Raw genomic sequence first — 21,922 nt, 5'->3', positions numbered from 1 at the left:
CAACTGTTTCAGTCGAGGTTGTCATGAACGACAGATTCTCCAACAAAGTCGCGCTGGTCACCGGCGCGGCGCAAGGCATCGGCCGCCGTGTCTGCAAGCGCCTGCTCAGCGAAGGCGCGCAAGTGGTCGCCGTCGACCGCTCCGAACTGGTTCACGAACTGCAAGGCGAGAGCGTTCTGGCACTGACCGCCGACCTTGAACAATACGCCGATTGCGCCCGGGTCATGGCCGAAGCCATCAACACTTTCGGTCGACTCGACATCCTGATCAACAACGTTGGCGGCACGATCTGGGCCAAGCCGTTCGAGCACTACCAGGTCGACCAGATCGAAGCGGAAGTGCGTCGCTCGTTGTTCCCGACCTTGTGGTGCTGCCACGCCGCGCTGCCGTACATGCTCAAACAAGGTAGCGGCGCCATCGTCAACGTTTCCTCAATCGCCACCCGCAGCGTCAATCGTGTGCCGTACGGCGCGGCCAAGGGCGGCATCAACGCACTCACCGCGTGCCTGGCCTTTGAAAACGCCGAGCGTGGTATTCGCGTCAACGCCACCGCGCCCGGCGGCACTGAAGCGCCGCCTCGACGCATCCCGCGCAACGCCAGCGAACAGTCGCCGCAAGAGCAGGCCTGGTACCAGCAAATTGTCGCGCAAACCCTCGACAGCAGCCTGATGAAACGCTACGGCAGCCTCGATGAACAGGTCGGCGCGATCCTCTTTCTCGCCTCCGACGACGCCTCCTACATCACCGGCGTGACCTTGCCGGTCGGTGGCGGCGACCTTGGTTGAGCACTTCTCACGGAGCATCGATATGCAGCGAATCCTGATTGAAACCCTGACGGCGATCATCGTCGACCTGCCGACCATTCGCCCGCACAAACTGGCGATGCACACGATGCAAAAGCAGACGCTGGTGATCCTGCGCCTGCGCTGCAGCGATGGGGTTGAAGGCATCGGTGAAGCCACCACCATCGGCGGCCTTGCCTACGGTTACGAAAGCCCGGAGAGCATCAAGGCCAACATTGATGCGCACCTCGCGCCAGCGTTGGTCGGCATGGACGCCAACAACATCAACGCGGCGATGCAGCGGCTCGACAAGCTCGCCAAGGGCAACACCTTCGCCAAATCCGGCATCGAAAGCGCGCTGCTCGACGCCCAGGGCAAACGCCTCGGTTTGCCCGTCAGCGAACTGCTCGGCGGCCGCGTGCGCGACAGCCTGGAAGTGGCCTGGACCCTGGCCAGCGGCGACACCGCCCGCGACATTGCCGAGGCCGAACAGATGCTCGAAGCACGGCGTCATCGCATTTTCAAATTGAAGATCGGCGCCAACCCGCTGGAGCAGGATCTCAAGCACGTCGTGGCGATCAAAAAAGCTTTGGGCGAGCGCGCCAGTGTGCGGGTCGACGTCAACCAGTATTGGGACGAATCCCAGGCGATTCGTGGTTGCCAGGTGCTCGGTGACAACGGCATCGACCTGATCGAGCAGCCGATTTCGCGGGTCAACCGCTCAGGGCAGGTTCGCCTCAACCAGCGCAGCCCGGCACCGATCATGGCCGACGAATCGATCGAGAGTGTCGAAGACGCGTTCAGCCTCGCCGCTGACGGCGCCGCCAGCGTGTTCGCCCTGAAAATCGCCAAGAACGGTGGCCCCCGCGCCGTGCTCAGAACCGCGCAAATCGCCGAGGCCGCCGGCATCGCGTTGTATGGCGGCACCATGCTCGAAGGCTCCGTCGGCACGCTGGCCTCGGCCCACGCCTTCCTCACGCTCAAGCAATTGACTTGGGACACCGAGCTGTTCGGGCCGCTGCTGCTGACCGAAGACATCGTCACCGAAAGGCCCGAGTACCGCGATTTTCATCTGCACATCCCGCACACACCGGGCCTCGGCCTGACCCTGGACGAACAACGTCTGGCGCGTTTTCGCCGCCATTGAGCCGTTGACCACTAGAGGAGAGCCACCATGCTGTTCCACGTAAAAATGACCGTGAAATTGCCCATCGACATGGACCCTGCCGTCGCCACTCGACTGAAGGCGGACGAGAAAGAATTGGCGCAGCGGCTGCAACGCGAAGGCCAATGGCGCCACCTGTGGCGCATCGCCGGGCACTACGCCAATTACAGCGTGTTCGATGTGCCCAGCGTCGAAGCGCTGCACGACACGCTGATGCAATTGCCGTTGTTCCCGTACATGGACATCGAAATCGACGGCCTCTGCCGCCATCCGTCGTCGATCCACACCGACGACCGCTGAAGTCAGACACCAGATTCACTCCTGAACCCTGTGGGAGCTGGCTTGCCAGCGATAGCAATTGATCAGTTGCCATCGATGCTGAATGACCCACCGCAATCGCTGGCAAGCCAGCTCCCACAGGGATCTTACCTGGTTTGAAGAACTGCGTTCACACAACAACAAGATGAGGTAAGCCACCATGACCGTGAAAATTGCCCACACCCCCGAGTTGCAAAAATTCTTCGCCGAAGCCGCCGGTTTCACCAACGACGACGGCAGCTCGCGCTTGAAAAACATCGTCCTGCGCGTGCTGCAGGACAGCGCGAAAATCATCGAAGACCTGGACATCAGCGAGAACGAATTCTGGAAAGCCGTCGACTACCTCAATCGTCTGGGTGGCCGCTCGGAAGCCGGGTTGCTGGTCGCCGGGCTCGGCATCGAGCATTTCCTTGATCTGCTGCAGGACGCCAAAGACGCGCAGATCGGCTTGACCGGCGGCACCCCCCGTACCATCGAAGGCCCGCTGTACGTGGCCGGCGCGCCACTGTTCGAGGGCGAGTGCCGGATGGATGACGGCAGCGAGGAGGGCGTCGCCACGCAGATGCTGCTTGAAGGCCAGGTGTTCGATCCTCACGGCCAACCGCTGGCCGGCGCCACCGTTGACCTGTGGCACGCCAACACGCGAGGCACCTATTCGTTCTTCGACCCGAGTCAGTCCGCGTACAACCTGCGCCGGCGGATCATCACCGACGCCGAGGGCCGCTATCGGGTGCGCAGCATCGTGCCGTCCGGTTACGGCTGCGACCCGCAGGGCCCGACGCAGGAATGCCTGAACCTGCTCGGCCGTCACGGCCAGCGCCCGGCGCACGTGCACTTTTTCATCAGCGCGCCGGGGCATCGGCACCTCACCACGCAGATCAACCTGTCGGGCGATCAATATTTGTGGGATGACTTTGCCTACGCCACCCGTGAAGGCCTGGTCGGCGAAGTCGTCTTCCATGAAAGCGAAACCTCGGGACGTCACGCCGAACTCACGTTCGACTTCCAGCTGCAAGCTGCGCCGGACGCCAGCGCCGAACAGCGCAGCCAACGCCCGCGCGCCTGACCCCCCACTGTAGGAGCTGCCGCAGGCTGCGATCTTTTGATCCTGTTTCTAAAAAACCAACATCAAAAGATCGCAGCCTGCGGCAGCTCCTACCGGGATTGGCCTAAGGTAATGCGAAAAAGGTATTGGATCGGTGTTTTTAAGATCGTTTAGTTTTGTCTGCAACGACGAATCAACGCATCAAACCGATAGACCCCCGATTGCCATGACGGCACACGCTGAATCGATCAAAGGTTCTTCAGGTTTGATTCACACGGGAGTGAATCATGCCGCATACCTTGGATATCACCGCTCTGCCAACGCTGGACCTGTCCCTGTTCGAAGGGACCGCGCAACAGCGTTACCAATTTCTTGAAAACCTGCGCCACGCCGCCCGTGACGTCGGCTTCTTCTATCTCACCGGCCACGGCATCGACAGCGCATTGCTCCAGCAAGTGCAGGCGCATGCGCGGCAATTCTTTGCCTTGCCCGACAGCGAGAAAATCGCCGTCGGCATGATCAATTCGCCGCACTTTCGCGGCTACAACCGAGCCGCCTCCGAGATCACTCGCGGTCAACCCGATCAGCGCGAACAGTTTGATCTGGGGGCCGAACGCGAGGCGCTGCCGCTAAACGCGGACAGCCCGCTGTGGGCGCGGTTGCAAGGCCCCAACCAATGGCCGGCGGCACTCCCCGAACTGAAACCCTTGCTGCTTGAATGGCAGCAAGCAATGACGCGCATGTCATTGCGCTTGCTGCGTGCTTTCGCTCAGGCGCTGTCGTTGCGCGCCGATGCCTTCGACCAGCTCTACGGCGACCAACCCAACGAGCACATCAAGCTGATGCGCTATCCCGGCCAGGCAAATGCTGCGAGCCAGCAGGGCGTCGGCGCGCACAAGGATTCGGGGTTCCTCAGCTTCTTGCTGCAAGACCAGCAGGCCGGGCTGCAAGTCGAGGTCGAAGAGGGCCGCTGGATCGACGCGCTGCCGCGTGAAAACACCCTGGTGGTGAACATCGGCGAACTGCTCGAACTGGCCTCCAACGGTTATCTGCGCGCCACCGTGCATCGCGTGGTGTCGCCGCCGGAAGGCAGTGAGCGCCTGTCGATTGCGTTCTTTCTCGGGGCGCAACTCGATGCTGTGGTGCCGCTGTATCCGTTGCCGACGTTGCTGCTGCGCGAGGCACGCGGGCCGGCCAGTGACCCGCTCAATCCGCTGTTCCGCGATGTTGGCTGGAACTACCTCAAGGGGCGCCTGCGCTCGCACCCGGATGTCGCGCAACGCTTTTACGCCGATGCGCTGCTGCCGCCATTAGCTGTTCGTAAAACCGCCTGATTCATCCATCGCTCAAGGACTTTGCACATGATTAAAAAAGCAGGTTTGACCCTGGCCGTCCTCGGCGCGCTGGTGACGTCGTTCGGGGCGCAGGCGCTGGAACCGCTGCGCGTGGCGGCCGACCCGGTGCCCCACGCGCAGATCCTCGCGTACATCCAGAAAATCGATCCGCAACTCAACCTCAAAGTCATCGAAATCCCCAACGGCGTGAACTCCAACGAGCTGCTGGTACACGGCGATGTCGACGCCAATTACTTTCAGCACCTGCCGTACCTGAAGTCTCAGGAACAAGCCCTCGGCGAAAAACTCGCGGTGGCGGCCACGGTGCATATCGAACCGCTGGGTATCTATTCCCGCCGGCACAAAAGCTTCGCCGACGTGCCGGTCAAAGGCACCGTCGCCGTGCCCAATAACGTCACTAATCTGAGCCGCGCCTTGTACCTGTTGCAGGACAACGGACTGATCAAACTCAAACCCGGTTTCAACGACCCGGCCGCCGATCAGGCAACGCCCAAGGACATCGCCGAGAACCCGAAACAACTGAAAATCCTCGAAATCGAATCACCGCAGATTCCGCGCTCGCTGGACGACGTCGATCTGGCGGTGATCAACGGCAACTACGCGCTGGACGCCGGCCTGGTGCCCGCCAAGGACGCATTGGGTCTGGAGAAAGCCGAGCACAATCCTTACGCGAATATTCTGGTGACCACGCCCAAGCTCGAGCACGACCCGCGCATTGCGCAACTGGCCAAGGACCTGACCTCGCCCGAGGTCGCCAAATACATCACCGATAACTTTGCCGGCTCGGTGATTCCGGTGGCGGGCGGCAAGCCATGATCGCCGTCGAGCAGGTGAGCAAGACGTACCCGTCGGCCACGCAGCCGGCGCTGGATCAGGTCTCGCTAAGCATTCCCGATGGTGCGGTCTACGGGATTCTCGGGCGTAGCGGGGCGGGCAAGTCGACGCTGCTGCGTTGCCTCAACCTGCTCGAACGCCCGGACAGCGGCAAGATCCTGATTGACGGGGTGGACCTGCTGGCGCTGTCCGAGCGCGAATTGCGCGAGCAACGCCAACGCATCGGCATGATTTTCCAGGGCTTCAATCTGCTGCACTCGCGCAACGTCTTCGACAACATTGCGGTGCCGCTGGAGATCGCCAATGTCGGCAAACCGTGGCGCCATGTGCGGGTTCGCGAGCTGCTGGAACTGGTCGGCCTGAGTGACAAGGCACAAGCCTTTCCCTCGCAATTGTCCGGCGGGCAAAAGCAGCGGGTGGGCATCGCCCGCGCTTTGGCAGCGGAGCCGGCGTATCTGCTGTCGGACGAAGCCACCAGCGCCCTCGACCCGGAAACCACCGAGTCGATTCTGCAATTGCTGCGCGACATCAATCGGCAGTTGGGCCTGACCATCGTGCTGATCACCCACGAGCTCGACGTGGTCAAGTCGATCTGCGACCACGCAGCGTTCATGGCCAACGGCCGATTGGTCGAGGCCGGGCCGGTGCCACGGCTGCTGGCCGATCCACAGTCGGCGCTCGGCAGTTCCTTACGGCCGACCTGCGGACTGCCGCTGGGCCATGACGCGCCGGGCCTGACCTTCCTCAAGCAGTACGGCGTAAGGGCGGCGCAGTCATGAACCGCACGATCAATTGGGATGAAATCCTGCAACTGGTGTTCAACGCCACCGGTGAAACCCTGTACATGGTCCTGCTCGCGGGGCTGTTCACCCTGCTGATCGGCTTACCGCTGGGTGTGCTGCTGTTTATCAGTCGCCGCGATGGATTGCGACCGATGCCGCGTTTCAATGCGGCGCTCAGCAGTCTGGTCAATCTCGGCCGCTCGCTGCCATTCGTGGTGATGCTGATTGCGTTGATTCCGCTGACCCGTCTGGTCGTTGGTACCACGCTGGGCAGTACCGCAGCGGTGGTGCCGATCACCATCGGTGCGTTTCCGTTTTTCGCGCGCATCGTCGAAAACGCCCTGGACGAAGTCGACAAGGGCCGCATCGAAGCGATCCTCGCCATGGGCGGTGACATTCGCCACGTGATTTTCAAAGTGCTATTGCCCGAAGCGCTGCCAGCGTTGCTCGCGGGGATCACCCTGACGCTGGTGATGCTGATCGGTTTTTCGTCGATGGCCGGGGTTATCGGCGGCGGTGGACTGGGCGATCTGGCGATCCGTTATGGCTATCAGCGTTTCAACAATGAAGTGATGGTCGCCACCGTCGTGGTGTTGGTCATTCTCGTTCAAGGCGTGCAAAGCCTGGGCGATCGGCTGGTGCGTTCGCTGGCTCATCGCCGCTAAGGAATTTTATGAGTGGACCTGTCGCCGTGGCACCTGAGCCGCTGATTCGGGTACGTGAGCTGAGCAAGACCTTTGGTTCGAACCGGGCACTGGAGCGGGTCAGCCTGGAAATTTATCCGGCTGAAGTGGTGGCGTTGCTGGGCGCCAATGGCGCGGGCAAATCGACGTTGGTGAAAATTCTCGCCGGCAGCCAACGTGCTGATACTGGCGCGATCTTCGTTGAGGGGCAGCCGCGACTATTCAGTTCGCCGCTGTCTGCACGGCGGGACGGGATTGTCGCGGTGCACCAGCAGATCAACGACGGTATCGCTCCGGGATTGAGCGTTGCCGAGAATTTGCTGCTCGATGAATTGTGCCAGCCGGAAGCTGACTTCTGGCTCAATCGCCGGCGTCTGCTGGAACGTGCCGGTCACATCGCTGCCGGGCTCGGCCTGACGTTGCCGTTGGAGCAACCCATTGAACATCTCGGTCAGGCCGAACGGCAACTGGTGGTGCTCGCTCGGGCGTTCGCCCTGCAACCGCGCTTGCTGATTCTCGATGAACCGACGGCGGCGTTATCCGATGCCGAAGCGCAGCGCCTGTTTGGCTTGATCGACACGTTGCGCAGCCGTGGCGTGGCGATTCTGTACATCTCGCATCGGCTGTCGGACCTGCAACGGGTGGCGGATCGCGCGCTCGTGCTGCGCGATGGTCGACTGGCCGGTGAGTTCAGCGCCCGGCAGTTGCCGGAGGCGGTTGAGGCGATGCTCGGGCAGGCGCTGGGCGAGCACGTTTACCGTCCGCGCGTGGCCGGGCCTGCGGTGCTGCAGATGCGCGGGATACAGGTTGTGCCGCGCGCGCAAGCGTTCGACCTGACGCTCCACGAAAACGAAGTGGTGGTACTCACCGGTTTGCTCGGCGCCGGTAAAAGCGAGATTGCCGAGGTGCTGTTCGGCCTGCGCAACGCGGCGGCGGGCCAGCTGCGGTTGGGCGGTGTCGAGTGGCAGCCCGGATCGCCCCGCGAGGCGATTCGCAGCGGGGTGTTCTTCGCCGCCGAAGACCGCGCCAGTCAATCACTGGTGGCGGATTTCTCGTTGCGGCGCACCCTGACGTTGCCGTTTCTGGAGCGCTTCACCCGTGGCGGTTTCATTCGCAACCGCGCCGAGGCCGCAGCGGTTGAAGCGCAGGTTGCCGCGCTGGGGATCAAGACCGCCGGCATCGACGTACCGATGAGTGCGTTGTCCGGTGGCAATCAGCAGAAAGTCGTGCTTGGCCGCTGGCTGCTCGGCGAGGGGCGGGTGCTGATCCTCGATGAACCATTCCAGGGCGTCGATGTGCGCGCCCGCCGCGAAATCGGCCAACTGCTGCGCGACAGCGCCCAGGGCCGGGCGACGCTGGTGATTTGTGCCGATGTCGACGAGGCCCTGGAGATCGCTGACCGCATTCTCCTGGTGCGCGATCACGCGGTGGCCGCCGAGTACCCGCGCGCCGAGTTGAACCGCGCCGATCTGGTGGCCGCACTGGCCGGCACCGAGGTTAACCAACATTCCCTTCATGCCGCGCCAAGGAGCAGAGCGAGTGCCTGATTCCAATTCACTGTTGTCCACTCCACCGGCCTTCGCCGAGCGCTGGCTGCACGCGCTGATTCGCTATGGCCTGTTGTGGCTGCTGGCGCTGATCGTGATGTTTTTCAGCGTTGCCGAGCCGGCGTTTCTGCGCATCGGCAACCTGTTCAGCATCCTCCAGTCGGTGTCGATTGTGGCGTTGCTGGCGCTCGGTGTGACGCTGACCATGGCGGTCGGCGGCCTTGATCTGTCGATCGGCGCGGTGGCCGCCATGAGCCTGATGATCGCCAGTTACGTGATGGTGGTGCTCGGTTGGGGCGCGGTGCCGGCGGTGTTGATCAGCCTTGCGGGCGGTGCGCTGGTGGGGCTGCTCAACGGCTGGTTGATCGTCAAATTACGCGTGCCGGACATTCTCGCGACGCTGGGCAGCATGTTCCTGGTGATTGGCGTGCAGTTGATTCCCACCGGCGGGCGCTCGATTGCCGTGGGCATGACCCTGCCCAATGGCGAAGAAACCGAAGGCACGTTCAGCGCGGCGTTTCTCGCGTTGGGGCGCGCACGCTTGTGGGAAGTGGTGCCGATCCCGGTGTTGATTGCAGCGGTGGTCGCGATAGCGGTGTGGCTGTTTCTGGAGCGTACGCGCGTTGGGCGGCTGTTTTATGCCATCGGCGGCAACGAGCAGGCGGCGCGGTTGGCCGGTGCGCCAGTGCAGCGCTTCAAACTGCTGGCGTACGTGCTGTCGTCGCTGCTGGCGTCGCTCGGTGGATTGTTGCTTGCGGCGCGCCTGGGACGCGGCGACGTCAGTTCCGGCAATGGTCTGGTGCTGGATGCCCTCGGCGCTGCGCTGATCGGTTTTGCCGTGCTCGGCGCGAAGAAGCCCAACGCCTTTGGCACGCTGATCGGTGCGCTGCTGGTGGCGGCGCTGCTCAACGGCCTGACCATGCTCAACGCGCCGTACTACGCGCAGGATTTCGTCAAGGGACTGGTGCTGGTGCTGGCCCTGATGTTCACTTTCGGCCTCGCGCATCGGGCGCGTTGAGCCGTTTTCATTCAAGGAAGTTGTATGCACGGTTCAATCACACAGTTCGCCCGCCATTGCCTCGCCACCGCGTTGCTGTCGACGCTGGCGGTACACGCGCAGGCCAAGGCATTGCCCGGCGCACCGGCACCGTTCGATACGGGGCAGGTGCAAATTGCGTTGGTGGGGTATTTGTTCTCCGGGGATTTTCCCGAGGCTTATTTGCGCGGCGTCGAGAAGCAGACCGAAGCGCTCGGTGCCAACCTGCGGGTGTTCGATGCGCGGCAACAGGCGGCGAGTCAGGGCGAGATGATCGATCAGGCGGCTGACTTGGGCGTGGACGGAATCATCGTGCAACTGGGGCTGGCGGAAACCCTGAAAGGGCCGATTGACCGGGCGCTCGCCAAGGGCATCAAAGTCGTCGCCTTCGATGTCGACCTGAACACGCCGCAAGTCACTCAGGTCGAACAGGATCACCACGCGCTGGCGCGTCTGGCGCTCGACCAAGCGGTGAAAGACAACGGCACGCGCTTCGACGCCGGCTACGTGTACATCAGCGGTTTCACCCCGATGGAGCGACGTGATGAAATCTGGAGTCAGGTGAAAAAAGCCAATCCGGGGATCATCGAGAAAGCGCGTTTCGGCACGCTCAATCCACCGATTGCCAACTCGGTGGCGGATCAGGCCAGCGCTGTGTTGCGCGCCAATCCGGGGATCAGCGTGATCTTTGCGCCGTTCGACGAATTTGCCAAAGGCGCGAAGATCGCTGTCGACGAAGCCGGATTGGCCAGCAAGGTGAAAATCTACAGCGCCGACATTTCCACCGCCGACATCCAGATCATGAAAGAGCCGGACAGCGCCTGGGCGGCGACGGCGGCGGTCAACCCGCAAGTGGCCGGGGCGATCAGCGTGCGCAGCCTGGCGATGTTGATTGCCGGGGAAAATCCGGGGCACCAGGTGCTGGTGCCACCGACGCTGATCACCCGCCAGCAGTTGCTCGACCTGGACGTGAAGAACGTCCGTGACCTGGCGCAGAAACTGCCGGCGTTTGGCGACACCGCCAACGTTGCGCGGGCGGCGTGGATACCGGTCGCCAACTGACCGTCAGCGGCCATCAACGCGCAGGCGTTGATGGTGTTTATTGCGCGCCGAACATCGCCGTCCAGTAAATGCCCGCATCGCTTTTCGGGTCGGTCGCATAGGCCGCGCCGAGCTCCTTGTATTGCGGGTTCATCAGGTTGACGCAATGGCCGGGACTGGCGATCCAGCCATCGACCACCTTGCGCACGGTGTCCTGGCCGGCGGCGATGTTCTCGCCAACCAATTGCCCGCTGTAACCGGCGAGTTCGGCGCGATCGCCCGGGGTGCGGCCGTCGCGGTCCTTGTGGTCGAGATAGTTTTTATTGGCCATGTCACGGCTGTGATCCTGGGCGACGCTGCCCAGCGTTGCGTTCCAGGCCAGCGGTGCCGCCGCAGCGAACGCCTGCCCCCCGCATTGCCGTGGCTGGCTGCGCGCCGCGTTGAGTTGTTCGAGCAGTTTTTGCCCTTCGGCCTGCGCATCGCCGAGCCTGGCCGACAGCAGCGGCCGCGCCAGGACGATGCGCCAGTCGCGGTCGGCGCGGCTGACGCCGACGTCGACAAACTGCGGATCAAGCACCACCTGACAGAAACTCTCCTGAATCGCCTGCATTGCCGACGCCGCATCGCGCGGACCGTTGAGCGTGATCGCTTGCACGTTGACCATCGGGTAACTGGCGCGGGCCATGGCTTGTTGCAGGTCGACGGCGCCGCTGGCAGGCAGGATCAATCGTGGGTCGGCGGCCAGCGGTGGCAATTCGCTGGAGGCCTGCGAGCCACAACGCTGCGGCTGGCTGCGGTAGCTGTTGATCGACTCGACCAGTTGCGATTCATCGGTCGCCATGGCCGAGGCGGCGGACGCCAGGCCTGCGGACAACGCGACAAAGCGCAAAACGGATGGCATGAAGCGCATGGAAATCTCCCTTGGGCTGAATGCGCCCATGATGCGCGAAACGCCCCCGGTGGGCGCAATGTCTTTTTCTTCATTCGGCGCTTTTTTCACTGGAACAATACGCCCGAATTTGCCGTCTACACTCTGCGAAGAGCCCGCAAACCGGGCGTCTCACCCACGCAACACCTTGCCCGACACGGGCGCTGCCGGAAGAACTGACATGGGATTGAAAGGCTTGGCGGGTTGTCTCGTATTTACCTTGTTGGCCAGTGCGGCATGGGCCACCGATCAGGCGCCAATCAAGGCGAAAGCGGAAGAAAAAGCCCAGGTGCTGGAGGAGAAAGCCGCCGACAAAGTCAGCGCGGCACCGGCGCCAAAATCCGAAGCAATCACGCCGACCGAAGCGCAAGCGGTGGACCCGGCAGGCGCGGCGCCGCTGGATGACCCGCTCACGTGCCTGGCGCGCAGTATCTACTGGGAGGCGAAGGGCAAGAACACACCGGAAATGGAAGCCGTGGCCAATGTGGTCATGAATCGTCTCGGCCACGAGGGGTTTCCTGACACAGTGTGCGCCGTGGTCAAACAGGGCTCGGAGACCAAGAGTTGCCAGTTTTCCTGGTGGTGCGATGGCAAGCCGGATCAGGTCAAGGAAGATTCCGAGTACGCGCTGGCCAAGGAAATTGCCGGCAAGGCGCTCAACCGTCAGTTGCCCGATCGCACCCGTGGCGCGCTGTATTTCCATGACCGCAACGTGCATCCGAGTTGGGCCAAGGAATACCGCAAGACCGCCGAAACCGGCAAGTTCCTCTTCTATAAACCGGCGGGCGGCGATGCGCGCTAGGCGCACACCTGGCGCAGGCAATCGCGCAACCAACGATGCGCCGGATCGGCATCCATGCGCGGATGCCAGAGCATGGAGACGTTGATCGGCGGCATGTCGAAGGGCAGTGTGAAACTGTGCAGGCCCGTGCGCAGTTTGCCGGTGTGACGGTTGGGGACGGTGGCGATCAGGTCTGACTCGCGGACCAACGTCAGCGCCGCCGAAAATCCGCCGAATGAAGTGACGATGTCTCGCGTCAGCCCCACGGCGAGTAACGCTTCGTCGACCGGGCCGCTGCTGCGTCCACGGCGTGAGATCAGAATGTGCTGGCCTGAAGCAAAGCGTTTTGCGCTGATTTTGCCCTTGCTCAAGGGGTGCCCCTCGCGCACCACACCGATCCACTGATCCTGAAAGAGCAGGCGGCTGTGCAGCGTCGGGTCGGTGCTGTCGTCGACCACGCCGGTCTCAAGATCAACTCGACCTTCGCGCAACGGCGTGCTGTCCTTGTCGGCTTTCTGCACGAAGCGCAGGCGTACGCCGGGCGCTTCTTCGGCAATGCGGGCGAGCAGGGCGGCGGCAAAGGTTTCGACAAAACCATCGGTGTTGCGCAAGGTGAAGGTGCGTCGTAACTGGCCAGGGTCGAGAATCTCGGCGGGGCGCAACACCGCTTCGGCTTCCTGCACGAGTTGCCCGACCCGTTCACGCAACTCCAGCGCGCGCGGCGTCGGCACCAGCCCGCGCCCGGCGCGCACCAACAGCGGATCCCCGGTGGTCTCGCGCAAACGGGCGAGCGCCCGACTCATGGCCGACGGGCTCAGCCGCAGGCATTTGGCGGCGCGGGCAACGCTGCCTTCGCGTAGCAGCACATCGAGGGTGATCAGCAGGTTCAGATCCGGGGTGGACATGACATGGCGTTCCATGCAGGTATTGAGTGCAAAGCATGCGTCTTGCGCCTGCTATTGTCGAGGCTCAGGCTAAGGCGCATGTCCTTTGCCCTGTGAGCAGCCCATGCCCCGAGAACCCTTGAGCACGACGGCCCGTTGGGCGTTGACCAGCCTGGCCCTGTCGATGCTGATGCCGTCGCTGGACACCAGCATCGCCAATGCCGGGTTGCCGATACTGGCGACGGCGTTTGACGCGACGTTTCAACAGGTGCAGTGGATTGTTCTGGCGTATCTGCTGGCGATCACCACGTTGATCGTCAGTGTCGGGCGTCTGGGTGACAGCTTCGGTCGGCGGCGATTGCTGTTGATCGGCATTGGCATTTTTACGGCAGCTTCATTGTGCTGTGCGCTGTCACCGGGGCTTGGCTGGCTGATCGGCGCGCGCGCAGTGCAAGGGCTTGGCGCGGCAATCATGTTTGCCCTGACGGTCGCGCTGGTGGCCGATGCAGTACCGAAAGCGCGGGCGGGCAGTGCCATGGGCTTGTTGGCGACGATGTCAGCAACGGGCACCACGCTCGGGCCATCGTTGGGCGGATTGTTGATGGCCTCTGTGGGTTGGCAGGCGATTTTTCTCCTCAACGTTCCGCTGGGTTTGCTCAATGTATGGCTGGTGTACCGCTTTCTGCCGGCGGACCGTGCATCGGGGCCGCGTGTGCCATTCGATTATTCTGGCAGCGCGGTGTTGATGCTGACGCTGGCGGCCTATGCGCTGGCAATGACGCTTGAAGGCTTGATGTGGCCGCTGCTGCTGGCCAGCCTGTGCGGCGCGGGGGTATTTATCCTGGTCGAGATGAAGGCCCAATCGCCGCTGATTCGCTTGTCACTGTTCAGCGACGCGCGACTGAGCAGCAGTCTGGCGCTGACGTTGCTGGTGACGACGGTGATGATGACCACGCTGGTGGTCGGGCCGTTTTACCTGCACCGAGGTCTGGGCCTCAGCAGCGCCATGGTCGGCGTGACGTTGTCGGTCGGGCCGCTGTTGTCAGCGCTGAGCGGAGTTCCGGCTGGACGTCTGGTCGATCGTTTTGGCGCACAACGAATCGTCCCGGGCGCATTGTTGGGCATGGCTTGCGGCTGCGCTTTGCTGGCGCTCCTGCCCATGAGTCTTGGACTGCCCGCGTATGTGCTGCCGATCATGCTGATCGCGGCCGGTTACGCGTTGTTCCAGGCAGCCAACAATACCGGGTTGATGGCCGGGGTCAGCCAGGATCAGCGTGGCGTGGTCTCGGCGATGCTCGGGCTGGCGCGCAACCTGGGCTTGATCACCGGGGCGGCGGTGATGGGCGCGGTGTTTGCGCTGGCGGCGGGGGATCCGACGCAGGCGCCTGCAACGGCGATCGCCAGCGGCCTGCACACCACCTTCGGCGTTGCCACAGCGCTGATGCTGCTAACCCTGATCATCAGCCGAGTGCAAGCCACCACCCGCGATAGCGTCAACACAGCCCAATCCCTGTAGGAGCTGCGGCGCGCTGCGATCTTCTGATCCTGATCTTAAAAACGAAGATCAAAAGATCGCAGCGTGCCGCAGCTCCTACAGGAAGGGGGGTGTTTGATGGCGGGCGGGGAAGAAGAGTTCGAAGCAGGTTTCGCCGTTTTGGACAACGTCAGGCTACTGGGCGATTCGCACGGCAAACCGACAGCTGAATGACAAAGTTGTAATGAATCCCCCCTCTGTAGGAGCTGCGGAACGCTGCGATCTTTTGATCTTGATCTTAAACACGAAGATCAAAAGATCGCAGCGTTCCGCAGCTCCTACAGGGAGGGGGTGTTTGATGGCGGGCGGGGAAGAAGAGTTCGAAGCAGGTTTCGCCGTTTTGAACAACGTCAGGCTACTGGGCGATTCGCACGGCAAACCGACAGCTGAATGACAAAGTTGTAATGAATCCCCCTGTAGGAGCTGCCGCAGGCTGCGATCTTTTGATGTTGGTAAAAACAAGATCAAAAGATCGCAGCGTTCCGCAGCTCCTACAGGGGGATTGGTGCTGGGTCAGCTTGCGTGGGTGTTGAGGATGCTCGCCACTTGCTGCGGCTGGCAGTTGAGGTACGGCGAGGATTTCAGCCAGCGCTGATCGGGATACCAGGAAAACATGAACTGCCCATTCTTCAGTCGGTCGATCACTTGCCTGGCAATTTGCGGACGCACCGCCGGGCAACCCTGGCTGCGACCGATGCGGCCCTGACGCTTGCTCCACAACGGGTTCACGTAACTGGCGGCATGGATGACGATGGCGCGGTCGCGGGCCATGTCATTGAAACCCGGCTCCAGGCCGTCCATGCGCAGCGAATAACCGTGGGTGCCGCTGTAGCTTTCCTGCGTGCGGAACAGGCCGAGGCTGGACTGGTAACTGCCTTCGACATTGGAAAACTGCGTAGCGAAGTTTTCCCCGGAATTGGAGCCGTGGGCGACCAGGTCGCGTAGCACCAGTTTCTTTTTGCTCAAGTCAAAGATCCACAAGCGGCGTTCGGTGGACGGCTGCGAATAGTCGATGATTGCCAGGTGACGGGACGGTTTCGCGCCGTTATTGACCGCGCACTGCATGGCGTTCAATGCACCTTTCAGCGCCTGGGGATTGAGTTCTGGCGCGGCGTGCGCGAGGCTGGTGAAGAGAACCGGCGATGGCTTGCCGGCGGCAAAAGCTGGACTGGTCACAGCGACAAGGGTCGCGGTGGTCAGCAGAAGTCGGCGCAAAAACGTCAACATTTATAAAGTGTCCTCACTTGCTACTCATTTGGCACTTTGGCTCCTGACTCCCAGTCGACCCTGCCACGCCCGAAGATCGAGCCTGACTGTTCAGCGCACCTGATGTAAGGTTGACCGTCATCAAGACGGCCATGGATTGGAGTAAAGCAGTTGTTCAAAAAGTACGCATGCTACTTGAGCATTTGTTTGCTCGCAGCGCCGTTTGTCGCTTGTGCCGAGGAGTCGCTGCCACCGCTGCAGACACTGCCGACGCCAGCGGCGCAAATGCCCGTCGAGCCGCAGAGTCCGCTGCAGGCCGTTTTGCTCAGTCTGCCGCAGGCGTGCCCGGCGGTTGCCGCGCATCTCAATGGCCCGGCGCTGGTGCAGATGCAGGCGTTCTATGAGCAGCAAGACTGGATGCCGGTGTGGGCGCGCGAGTCCGGACGATTGCAGGCTTTGCAAGGGCAATTGCAGCTGTTGGCCGATGATGGCCTCAACCCAAAACGCTATTCGGTGGCGGCAGTGCCTCCGCAGGATGGCGAATTGTGCGCCGATATCGACATCAGCCACTACTACCTGCAAGCCCTGCAGGATCTGCATTACGGCCGTCTGCTGCAGTCGCATTTCGAGCCGCTGTGGCACGCCGATGACAGCCCGCGCGACCGTCAGGCGGAATTGTTGGCCATCGCCGTACCGGGCATGCAGGACATTCCTGCGGCGTTCGATCTTGCTCGCCCGCGCCTTGCGCAATATCAGAACCTGCGCCACCTCTATGCCGCGCAACGGCTCACCGCCTTGCCGCAATGGCAATCAGTCGGCAACGGCCCGTTGTTGCGTCCGCAGATGGAAGACAAACGCGTGCCGGAACTGGCCCAGCGGCTGTTCAACGAAGGCTATCTGACCCACGCCGTCGGCACGCCCGGCAATGCCTACGAGGGTGTGCTGGTGGAGGCGGTGAAGAGTTTCCAGGCCAATCATTCGTTGCAGGCTGACGGCGTGGTCGGGCCGGGGACGATTGCCGAACTGAACATCAGTCCGCTGACTCGGCGCGAGCAATTGCGCGTCAACCTTGAGCGGTTCCGCTGGATGGCTCAGGACATGGAACCCGACGGTTTGCTGGTCAACGTCGCCGCCGCCGAATTGACCCTGTATCAGGGCGGCCAGCCCGTGTGGCAAACCCGCACCCAGGTCGGCCGGGCCGAACGTCAGACGCCGTTACTCAAATCCCGCGTCACGCGCTTGACTCTGAACCCGACCTGGACCGTGCCGCCGACCATCTGGAAGGAAGACAAGTTGCCGGCGATCCGCAAGGATCAGACCTTTCTCAGCCGCCAGAACCTGCAAGTACTCGACGCTAACGGCCAGCCTCTGGCGGCAGCGGACATCGACTGGGACAACCCGGGCAACATCCTGTTGCGTCAGGATGCCGGGCCGCGCAACCCGCTGGGGCAAATGGTCATACGCTTCCCCAATCCGTTCTCGGTGTACTTGCATGACACGCCGAGCAAGGCACTGTTCGACAAAGGCCCACGAGCGTTCAGCTCCGGCTGCGTGCGCGTCGAACACCCGATGCAACTGCGCGACCTGCTGCTGAGCCCGGCGGAAAAGGCCCGCACCGAGACCTTGCTGGCCACCGGCACCACCCACGAGTTCCGCCTCTCGGCACCGGTGCCGATCCTGATGACTTACTGGACCGCGCAAGTTGGCGACGATGGCCACGTGCGTTACGCGCCGGACATCTACAGCCGCGACAGCGCATTGCTCGCAGGACTCGACCGCGCCCATTGATCCCAATGTAGGAGCTGCCGAAGGCTGCGATCTTTTGATCTTGAAAAACAAAATCAAAAGATCGCAGCCTTCGGCAGCTCCTACATTGTGCGAATCGAAGGTGGAGGTGTGATCCGTCAAGGCTGCGCAGCGTCTAGCCCAAGTGTCCCCGCGATCCCATGGGGCGAGACTTCGGAACCCGGCATGCAAGCGCTGTTGAACGAGATCCTTGACGCTGTCCGGCCCCTGATCGGGCAAGGCAAGGTGGCTGACTACATTCCTGCCCTCGGCACTGTGCCGGCCAATCAACTGGGCATCGCTGTGTATGGCAACGACGGTGAAATGTACTGTGCCGGCGACGCTGAAACGCCGTTTTCGGTGCAGAGTATTTCCAAGGTGTTCAGCCTGGTGCAGGCCATTGATCATTCCGGTGAAGCGATCTGGGACCGCCTCGGTCATGAGCCGTCCGGCCAGCCGTTCAACTCGCTGGTGCAACTGGAATTCGAACGCGGTCGCCCGCGCAATCCGTTCATCAACGCCGGTGCGCTGGTGATCTGCGACATCAACCAGTCACGCTTCGCCGCGCCGACCCTGTCGATGCGCGACTTCGTGCGGCGCCTGTCGGGCAACCCGCAGATCATGATCGACGGCAAAGTCGCCGACTCCGAATACCAGCACCGCGCGCGCAATGCGGCGATGGCGTATCTGATGCAGTCGTTCGGCAACTTCCACAACGACGTCGAAGCGGTGCTGCGCAGCTACTTCAGCCATTGCGCGTTGCGCATGAACTGCATCGATCTGGCCCGGGCGTTCTGCTTTCTGGCCAACGACGGCTACTGCAAACACAGCGGTGAACAGATCCTCACGCGGCGTCAGACCCAGCAAGTCAACTCGATCATGGCCACCAGCGGCCTGTACGACGAGGCGGGCAACTTCGCCTATCGCGTCGGTCTGCCGGGCAAGAGCGGCGTTGGCGGCGCAATCGTCGCGGTGGTGCCGGGGCAGTTCAGCGTGTGCGTGTGGTCACCGGAACTCAACGCCGCCGGCAACTCGCTGGCGGGGATGGCGGCGCTGGAAATGCTCAGCTCGCGGATCGGCTGGTCGGTGTTCTGAACCAATCCCCAAACCCCATAAATCCCTGTGGGAGCTGGCTTGCCAGCGATGAGGCCGGAACATCCAGCATGAGTATTGCCTGAACCGCCGCCATCGCTGGCAAGCCAGCTCCCACAAGGATCTTTAGTGTTCGAAGAGATGTATTTCATCGCGTAATCCGCTACATTTTCCGGCCGCTTCCTGCATGGTGAATCCGCTTCATGTCTCTTGCACTCGAACGTCTCGTCGCTGGCACGCCGATCCCTTTCGCCGGTAACCGCGTCACCGTGGTCAGCCCCGAACTGGCTGAGCGTTTTCAGCCCGGTGACCACCTGCTGGTCGAGCAGGTGAGTGGGGAACTGTTGCTGATTCCGGTGGCGGATCAACTCGCGGCGTCGGTCGCGATCGAGCGAGCGGCTGCGGCGTTTACGGCGTTGTCGGCGGTCTCGGACGAGGCGATCAGCCAGTTTTTCGATCTGTTCGCACAGCGCCTGGAAACCCCGCAGTGCTGGGCGCAAATCGCCGCGGTCAACCTCGCCGACATCGAGCGGGCCAAGGCGCGCGGTCGCTCCACCACGCGCCTGCTCGCCGATGAACGCATGCGCGGCGACATGATTGCCGGCCTGCGTGCCTGGCGTGATGCGGCGCCAACCCGTGGCAAGGTGATCAGCAGCGTCGAGCACGATGGCTGGAAGGTTGAGCAGGTCGTCTCGCCACTGGGCATCGTCGCGTTCGTCTTTGAGGGGCGGCCGAATGTGTTTGCCGATGCCGCCGGTGTATTGCGCACCGGCAACACGGCGGTGCTGCGCATTGGCAGCGATGCCTTGGGCACGGCGCAGGCCATCGTCACCCATGCCCTGAATCCGGCGCTGGCCGAAGCCGGTTTGCCGGTCGGTGCGGTGTCGCTGGTCGAAAGCGTCAATCATGCCGCCGGTTGGGCGATGTTTGCCGACCGCCGCTTGTCCCTGGCGGTGGCGCGCGGGTCGGGCCGAGCCGTCAGCCAGTTGGGCAGCATCGCGCAACAGGCGGGCACTGCCGTCAGTTTGCACGGCACCGGTGGCGCGTGGTTGATCGCTGATCGCGAGGCCGACGCTACGCGTTTTGCGGCAGTGGTGCGCAACTCGCTGGATCGCAAGGTCTGCAATACCTTGAACGTCTGCCTGATTCAGCGTGATCGGGCAGATGAACTGGTGCCGCTGTTCCTTGAAGCGCTGAAGCAGGCCGGAACCGCACGTGGCCAGGGTTGCAAACTGCACATCGTCGAAGGCAGCCAGGAATGCCTGCCGGCCGAGTGGCAGAACGCGACGGTCGAGGTTTATCGCGCCGAGGGTTATCAGACCGAAGCGCTGGCCGAACCGTTGGCGGAGTCAGCCTTGGGTCGCGAGTGGGAATGGGAGGAAACCCCGGAAGTCAGCCTGATGATCGTCGACGATCTGGATCAGGCGATTGCGCTGTTCAACCGTTACAGCCCGCAATTCACCGTGTCGCTGATCAGTGAACATGCCGCCGTTCAGGAGCGTTTCTATAACGCGGTCAACGCGCCGTTTGTGGGCAACGGCATCACGCGTTGGGTCGATGGGCAGTACGCGCTGAACAAGCCGGAACTGGGACTTTCGAACTGGGAGAGCGGGCGGTTGTTTGCGCGCAGTGCGATTCTTTCGGGTGACGGCGTGTTCACTGTGCGTAGCCGCATGAGCCAGATCGACCTCAGCGTAAAACGCTGATACCCCGGCAACACAGACCCCCTCACTGTAGGAGCTGCCGAAGGCTGCGATCTTTTGATCTTGTTTTTTAGGGGCAAGATCAAAAGATCGCAGCCTTCGGCAGCTCCTACAGGGGTGTTTCAGGCTGCGTCGGCGCTGTTTGCGTAAACTGCACATGTCGCCGGTTGCTCCGCCAACGGTACAAACGTGCGCCGATCCGACGACAGCGCATCGATCGATCCGGTCTCGATGTCATACACCCAGCCATGCAGGTTCAGCAGGCCTTTTTCCTGGGCCAGGCGCACGCTCGGGTGGGTCTGGATATTCGCCAGTTGCGCGATCACGTTCTCGCGCACCATCGAACTCAATTTCGCCGCGTCATTGGCGTGTGCGCGCGCTTCATTCACCACTTTCGCCGACTCGGCGTGTTGCAGCCAGCCGCTGACGGCGGGCAGGTGGTCCATGCATTTGCACTGGGCGATGGCGGTCATTGCGCCGCAATCGGAATGCCCGCAAATCACAATGTCGCTCACCCCAAGTACCGCCACTGCGTATTCAACTGTCGCTGAAACTCCGCCCGGATGCGGGCTGTAGGAAGGCACGATATTGCCGGCGTTGCGGATCACGAACAGCTCGCCGGGTTCTTGTTGGGTCAGCAGTTCCGGGACCACCCGGCTGTCGGAACAGGTGATGAACAAGGTGCCGGGCTGTTGCGTCGTCGCCAGGTGTTTGAACAACTCGGTGCGTTGCGGGAAGGCTTCGTTCTGAAATTTCAGGAAGCCGTCGATCAGGGCTTTCATGTGCGTGTCCTCTTGCAGGGAGATCGGGAAGGCCCGCACGCGAGGTGCGGGCCGGGGCTCATCAGAACGGACGCAGGGGCAGGAACTTGCCGTCGAGGGTGACCACGGCGCGGGAACCACCTTCCGGGTCTTCGACTTTCTTGATGTCGAGCTTGAAGTTGATCGCGCTGATGATGCCGTCGCCGAACTGCTCGTGAACCAGCGCTTTGAGGGTGGTGCCGTAGATCTGGATCATCTCGTGGAAGCGGTAGATGGTCGGATCGGTCGGCACACCGCTGAGGCTGCCACGCAGGGGAATGATCTGCATCGCGGCGACGTCTTCAGCGCTCAGTTCCAGCTTATCGCCGACGACCTGGGCGGCGTTTTCCGGCAACGGATGCTGGCCGAGCAGGGCAGCGGTAACGTAGGCCAGGCTAAGGCCGGTACCGTCGGCGAGGTCCTGCCACGACAGGTCTTTGCCTGCCTTGGCGTCGAGAATGCGGGTGGTCAGGGCCAGGCTGGTGTCGTTGTAGGCGTGGGACTGTTGCATGTGTCACTCCTTTCAGGGGTTGGCTTGCTGTGTGGAGCAATCTTCGGCTGATTGATCCATAGCGTCCAAGACCGATATACAATGCACGGCATAAGTCCTGCCTATAGATA

21 protein-coding genes are annotated in these 21,922 nt (G+C 62.3%); 16 read left to right on the top strand and 5 right to left on the bottom strand.

Annotation, left to right across the window (positions count from 1 at the left end):
• Window positions 1–23 precede the first annotated feature (23 nt).
• The 11 genes from ACQ4MY_RS19100 (at window position 24) to ACQ4MY_RS19050 (ending at window position 10,609) form a co-directional block, all read left to right on the top strand.
• Window positions 24–785, top strand: a complete 762-nt coding sequence (locus tag ACQ4MY_RS19100) for a 1,6-dihydroxycyclohexa-2,4-diene-1-carboxylate dehydrogenase (protein WP_440096125.1) — start codon at window positions 24–26, stop codon at window positions 783–785.
• Between the two features lie 22 nt (window positions 786–807).
• Window positions 808–1,929 (top strand): muconate cycloisomerase family protein, encoded by a 1,122-nt coding sequence (locus tag ACQ4MY_RS19095; RefSeq protein WP_008081319.1) that lies wholly within the window; start codon window positions 808–810, stop codon window positions 1,927–1,929.
• Window positions 1,930–1,956: 27 nt separating this feature from the next.
• The gene (gene catC / locus ACQ4MY_RS19090; protein WP_158830252.1) at window positions 1,957–2,247 is read left to right on the top strand and encodes a muconolactone Delta-isomerase; all 291 of its coding nucleotides are present in this window, start codon (window positions 1,957–1,959) and stop codon (window positions 2,245–2,247) included.
• Between the two features lie 178 nt (window positions 2,248–2,425).
• Complete coding sequence (catA, locus tag ACQ4MY_RS19085; protein ID WP_008081315.1) at window positions 2,426–3,331, top strand: catechol 1,2-dioxygenase; 906 nt, start codon at window positions 2,426–2,428, stop codon at window positions 3,329–3,331.
• 266 nt (window positions 3,332–3,597) lie between these two features.
• On the top strand, window positions 3,598–4,644 hold the full coding sequence (locus ACQ4MY_RS19080; RefSeq protein ID WP_440096124.1) for an isopenicillin N synthase family dioxygenase: 1,047 nt from the start codon (window positions 3,598–3,600) through the stop codon (window positions 4,642–4,644).
• Between the two features lie 27 nt (window positions 4,645–4,671).
• Complete coding sequence (locus tag ACQ4MY_RS19075) at window positions 4,672–5,481, top strand: MetQ/NlpA family ABC transporter substrate-binding protein (protein ID WP_008081310.1); 810 nt, start codon at window positions 4,672–4,674, stop codon at window positions 5,479–5,481.
• Complete coding sequence (locus ACQ4MY_RS19070; RefSeq protein ID WP_008081308.1) at window positions 5,478–6,278, top strand: methionine ABC transporter ATP-binding protein; 801 nt, start codon at window positions 5,478–5,480, stop codon at window positions 6,276–6,278. Before ACQ4MY_RS19075 ends, ACQ4MY_RS19070 begins: the two co-directional genes overlap by 4 nt.
• The gene (locus ACQ4MY_RS19065) at window positions 6,275–6,946 is read left to right on the top strand and encodes a methionine ABC transporter permease (protein ID WP_008081307.1); all 672 of its coding nucleotides are present in this window, start codon (window positions 6,275–6,277) and stop codon (window positions 6,944–6,946) included. The genes ACQ4MY_RS19070 and ACQ4MY_RS19065 overlap by 4 nt, the downstream gene beginning before the upstream one ends.
• Before the next feature lie 8 nt (window positions 6,947–6,954).
• Window positions 6,955–8,511, top strand: a complete 1,557-nt coding sequence (locus ACQ4MY_RS19060) for a sugar ABC transporter ATP-binding protein (RefSeq protein WP_440096123.1) — start codon at window positions 6,955–6,957, stop codon at window positions 8,509–8,511.
• Entirely contained in the window at window positions 8,504–9,529 is a 1,026-nt protein-coding gene (locus ACQ4MY_RS19055) for an ABC transporter permease (RefSeq protein WP_008081303.1), read from the top strand. Before ACQ4MY_RS19060 ends, ACQ4MY_RS19055 begins: the two co-directional genes overlap by 8 nt.
• Window positions 9,530–9,553: 24 nt before the next feature.
• Window positions 9,554–10,609, top strand: a complete 1,056-nt coding sequence (locus ACQ4MY_RS19050; protein WP_440096122.1) for a substrate-binding domain-containing protein — start codon at window positions 9,554–9,556, stop codon at window positions 10,607–10,609.
• 37 nt (window positions 10,610–10,646) lie between these two features.
• On the opposite strand, the gene ACQ4MY_RS19045 is transcribed toward ACQ4MY_RS19050, so the two are convergent.
• Window positions 10,647–11,498: a CAP domain-containing protein gene (locus tag ACQ4MY_RS19045; RefSeq protein ID WP_440096121.1), complete on the bottom strand. Its 852-nt coding sequence runs from the start codon at window positions 11,496–11,498 to the stop codon at window positions 10,647–10,649.
• Between the two features lie 199 nt (window positions 11,499–11,697).
• Between ACQ4MY_RS19045 and ACQ4MY_RS19040 the strand changes: the two genes are divergently transcribed.
• Window positions 11,698–12,318 (top strand): cell wall hydrolase, encoded by a 621-nt coding sequence (locus ACQ4MY_RS19040; protein ID WP_008081296.1) that lies wholly within the window; start codon window positions 11,698–11,700, stop codon window positions 12,316–12,318.
• Here the strand turns inward: ACQ4MY_RS19040 and ACQ4MY_RS19035 are convergent.
• Window positions 12,315–13,202 (bottom strand): LysR family transcriptional regulator, encoded by an 888-nt coding sequence (locus tag ACQ4MY_RS19035; protein ID WP_440096120.1) that lies wholly within the window; start codon window positions 13,200–13,202, stop codon window positions 12,315–12,317. The genes ACQ4MY_RS19040 and ACQ4MY_RS19035 overlap by 4 nt on opposite strands.
• 103 nt (window positions 13,203–13,305) lie before the next feature.
• On the opposite strand from ACQ4MY_RS19035, the gene ACQ4MY_RS19030 reads away from it, so the two are divergent.
• Window positions 13,306–14,697 carry an MFS transporter gene (locus tag ACQ4MY_RS19030; protein ID WP_440096119.1) on the top strand — a complete coding sequence of 464 codons (1,392 nt, stop codon included), beginning with the start codon at window positions 13,306–13,308 and terminating at the stop codon, window positions 14,695–14,697.
• A gap of 531 nt (window positions 14,698–15,228) precedes the next feature.
• On the opposite strand, the gene ACQ4MY_RS19025 is transcribed toward ACQ4MY_RS19030, so the two are convergent.
• Window positions 15,229–15,942 (bottom strand): murein L,D-transpeptidase catalytic domain family protein, encoded by a 714-nt coding sequence (locus tag ACQ4MY_RS19025; RefSeq protein WP_008081284.1) that lies wholly within the window; start codon window positions 15,940–15,942, stop codon window positions 15,229–15,231.
• A 150-nt stretch (window positions 15,943–16,092) separates the two neighbouring features.
• Here ACQ4MY_RS19025 and ACQ4MY_RS19020 point away from each other — a divergent pair, with 150 nt between their 5' ends.
• From ACQ4MY_RS19020 to ACQ4MY_RS19010, 3 genes are all read left to right on the top strand, one after another.
• Entirely contained in the window at window positions 16,093–17,709 is a 1,617-nt protein-coding gene (locus ACQ4MY_RS19020; RefSeq protein ID WP_440096118.1) for a L,D-transpeptidase family protein, read from the top strand.
• 183 nt (window positions 17,710–17,892) lie between these two features.
• Window positions 17,893–18,801 (top strand): glutaminase B, encoded by a 909-nt coding sequence (gene glsB, locus ACQ4MY_RS19015; RefSeq protein ID WP_440096117.1) that lies wholly within the window; start codon window positions 17,893–17,895, stop codon window positions 18,799–18,801.
• Window positions 18,802–19,001: 200 nt separating this feature from the next.
• Entirely contained in the window at window positions 19,002–20,504 is a 1,503-nt protein-coding gene (locus ACQ4MY_RS19010) for an aldehyde dehydrogenase family protein (protein ID WP_440096116.1), read from the top strand.
• A gap of 119 nt (window positions 20,505–20,623) precedes the next feature.
• On the opposite strand, the gene ACQ4MY_RS19005 is transcribed toward ACQ4MY_RS19010, so the two are convergent.
• Both ACQ4MY_RS19005 and cynS read right to left on the bottom strand, forming a co-directional pair.
• Complete coding sequence (locus ACQ4MY_RS19005) at window positions 20,624–21,283, bottom strand: carbonic anhydrase (RefSeq protein ID WP_158831805.1); 660 nt, start codon at window positions 21,281–21,283, stop codon at window positions 20,624–20,626.
• A gap of 61 nt (window positions 21,284–21,344) precedes the next feature.
• Window positions 21,345–21,812: a cyanase gene (gene cynS / locus ACQ4MY_RS19000; RefSeq protein ID WP_008077320.1), complete on the bottom strand. Its 468-nt coding sequence runs from the start codon at window positions 21,810–21,812 to the stop codon at window positions 21,345–21,347.
• Between the last annotated feature and the right edge of the window lie 110 nt (window positions 21,813–21,922).

It is taken from the genome of Pseudomonas sp. SM4 (genome assembly GCF_051913165.1).
Lineage (GTDB): Bacteria > Pseudomonadota > Gammaproteobacteria > Pseudomonadales > Pseudomonadaceae > Aquipseudomonas.
Note: the sequence above shows the minus strand (reverse complement) of the source record. Positions and strands in the feature narration are given on the sequence as shown.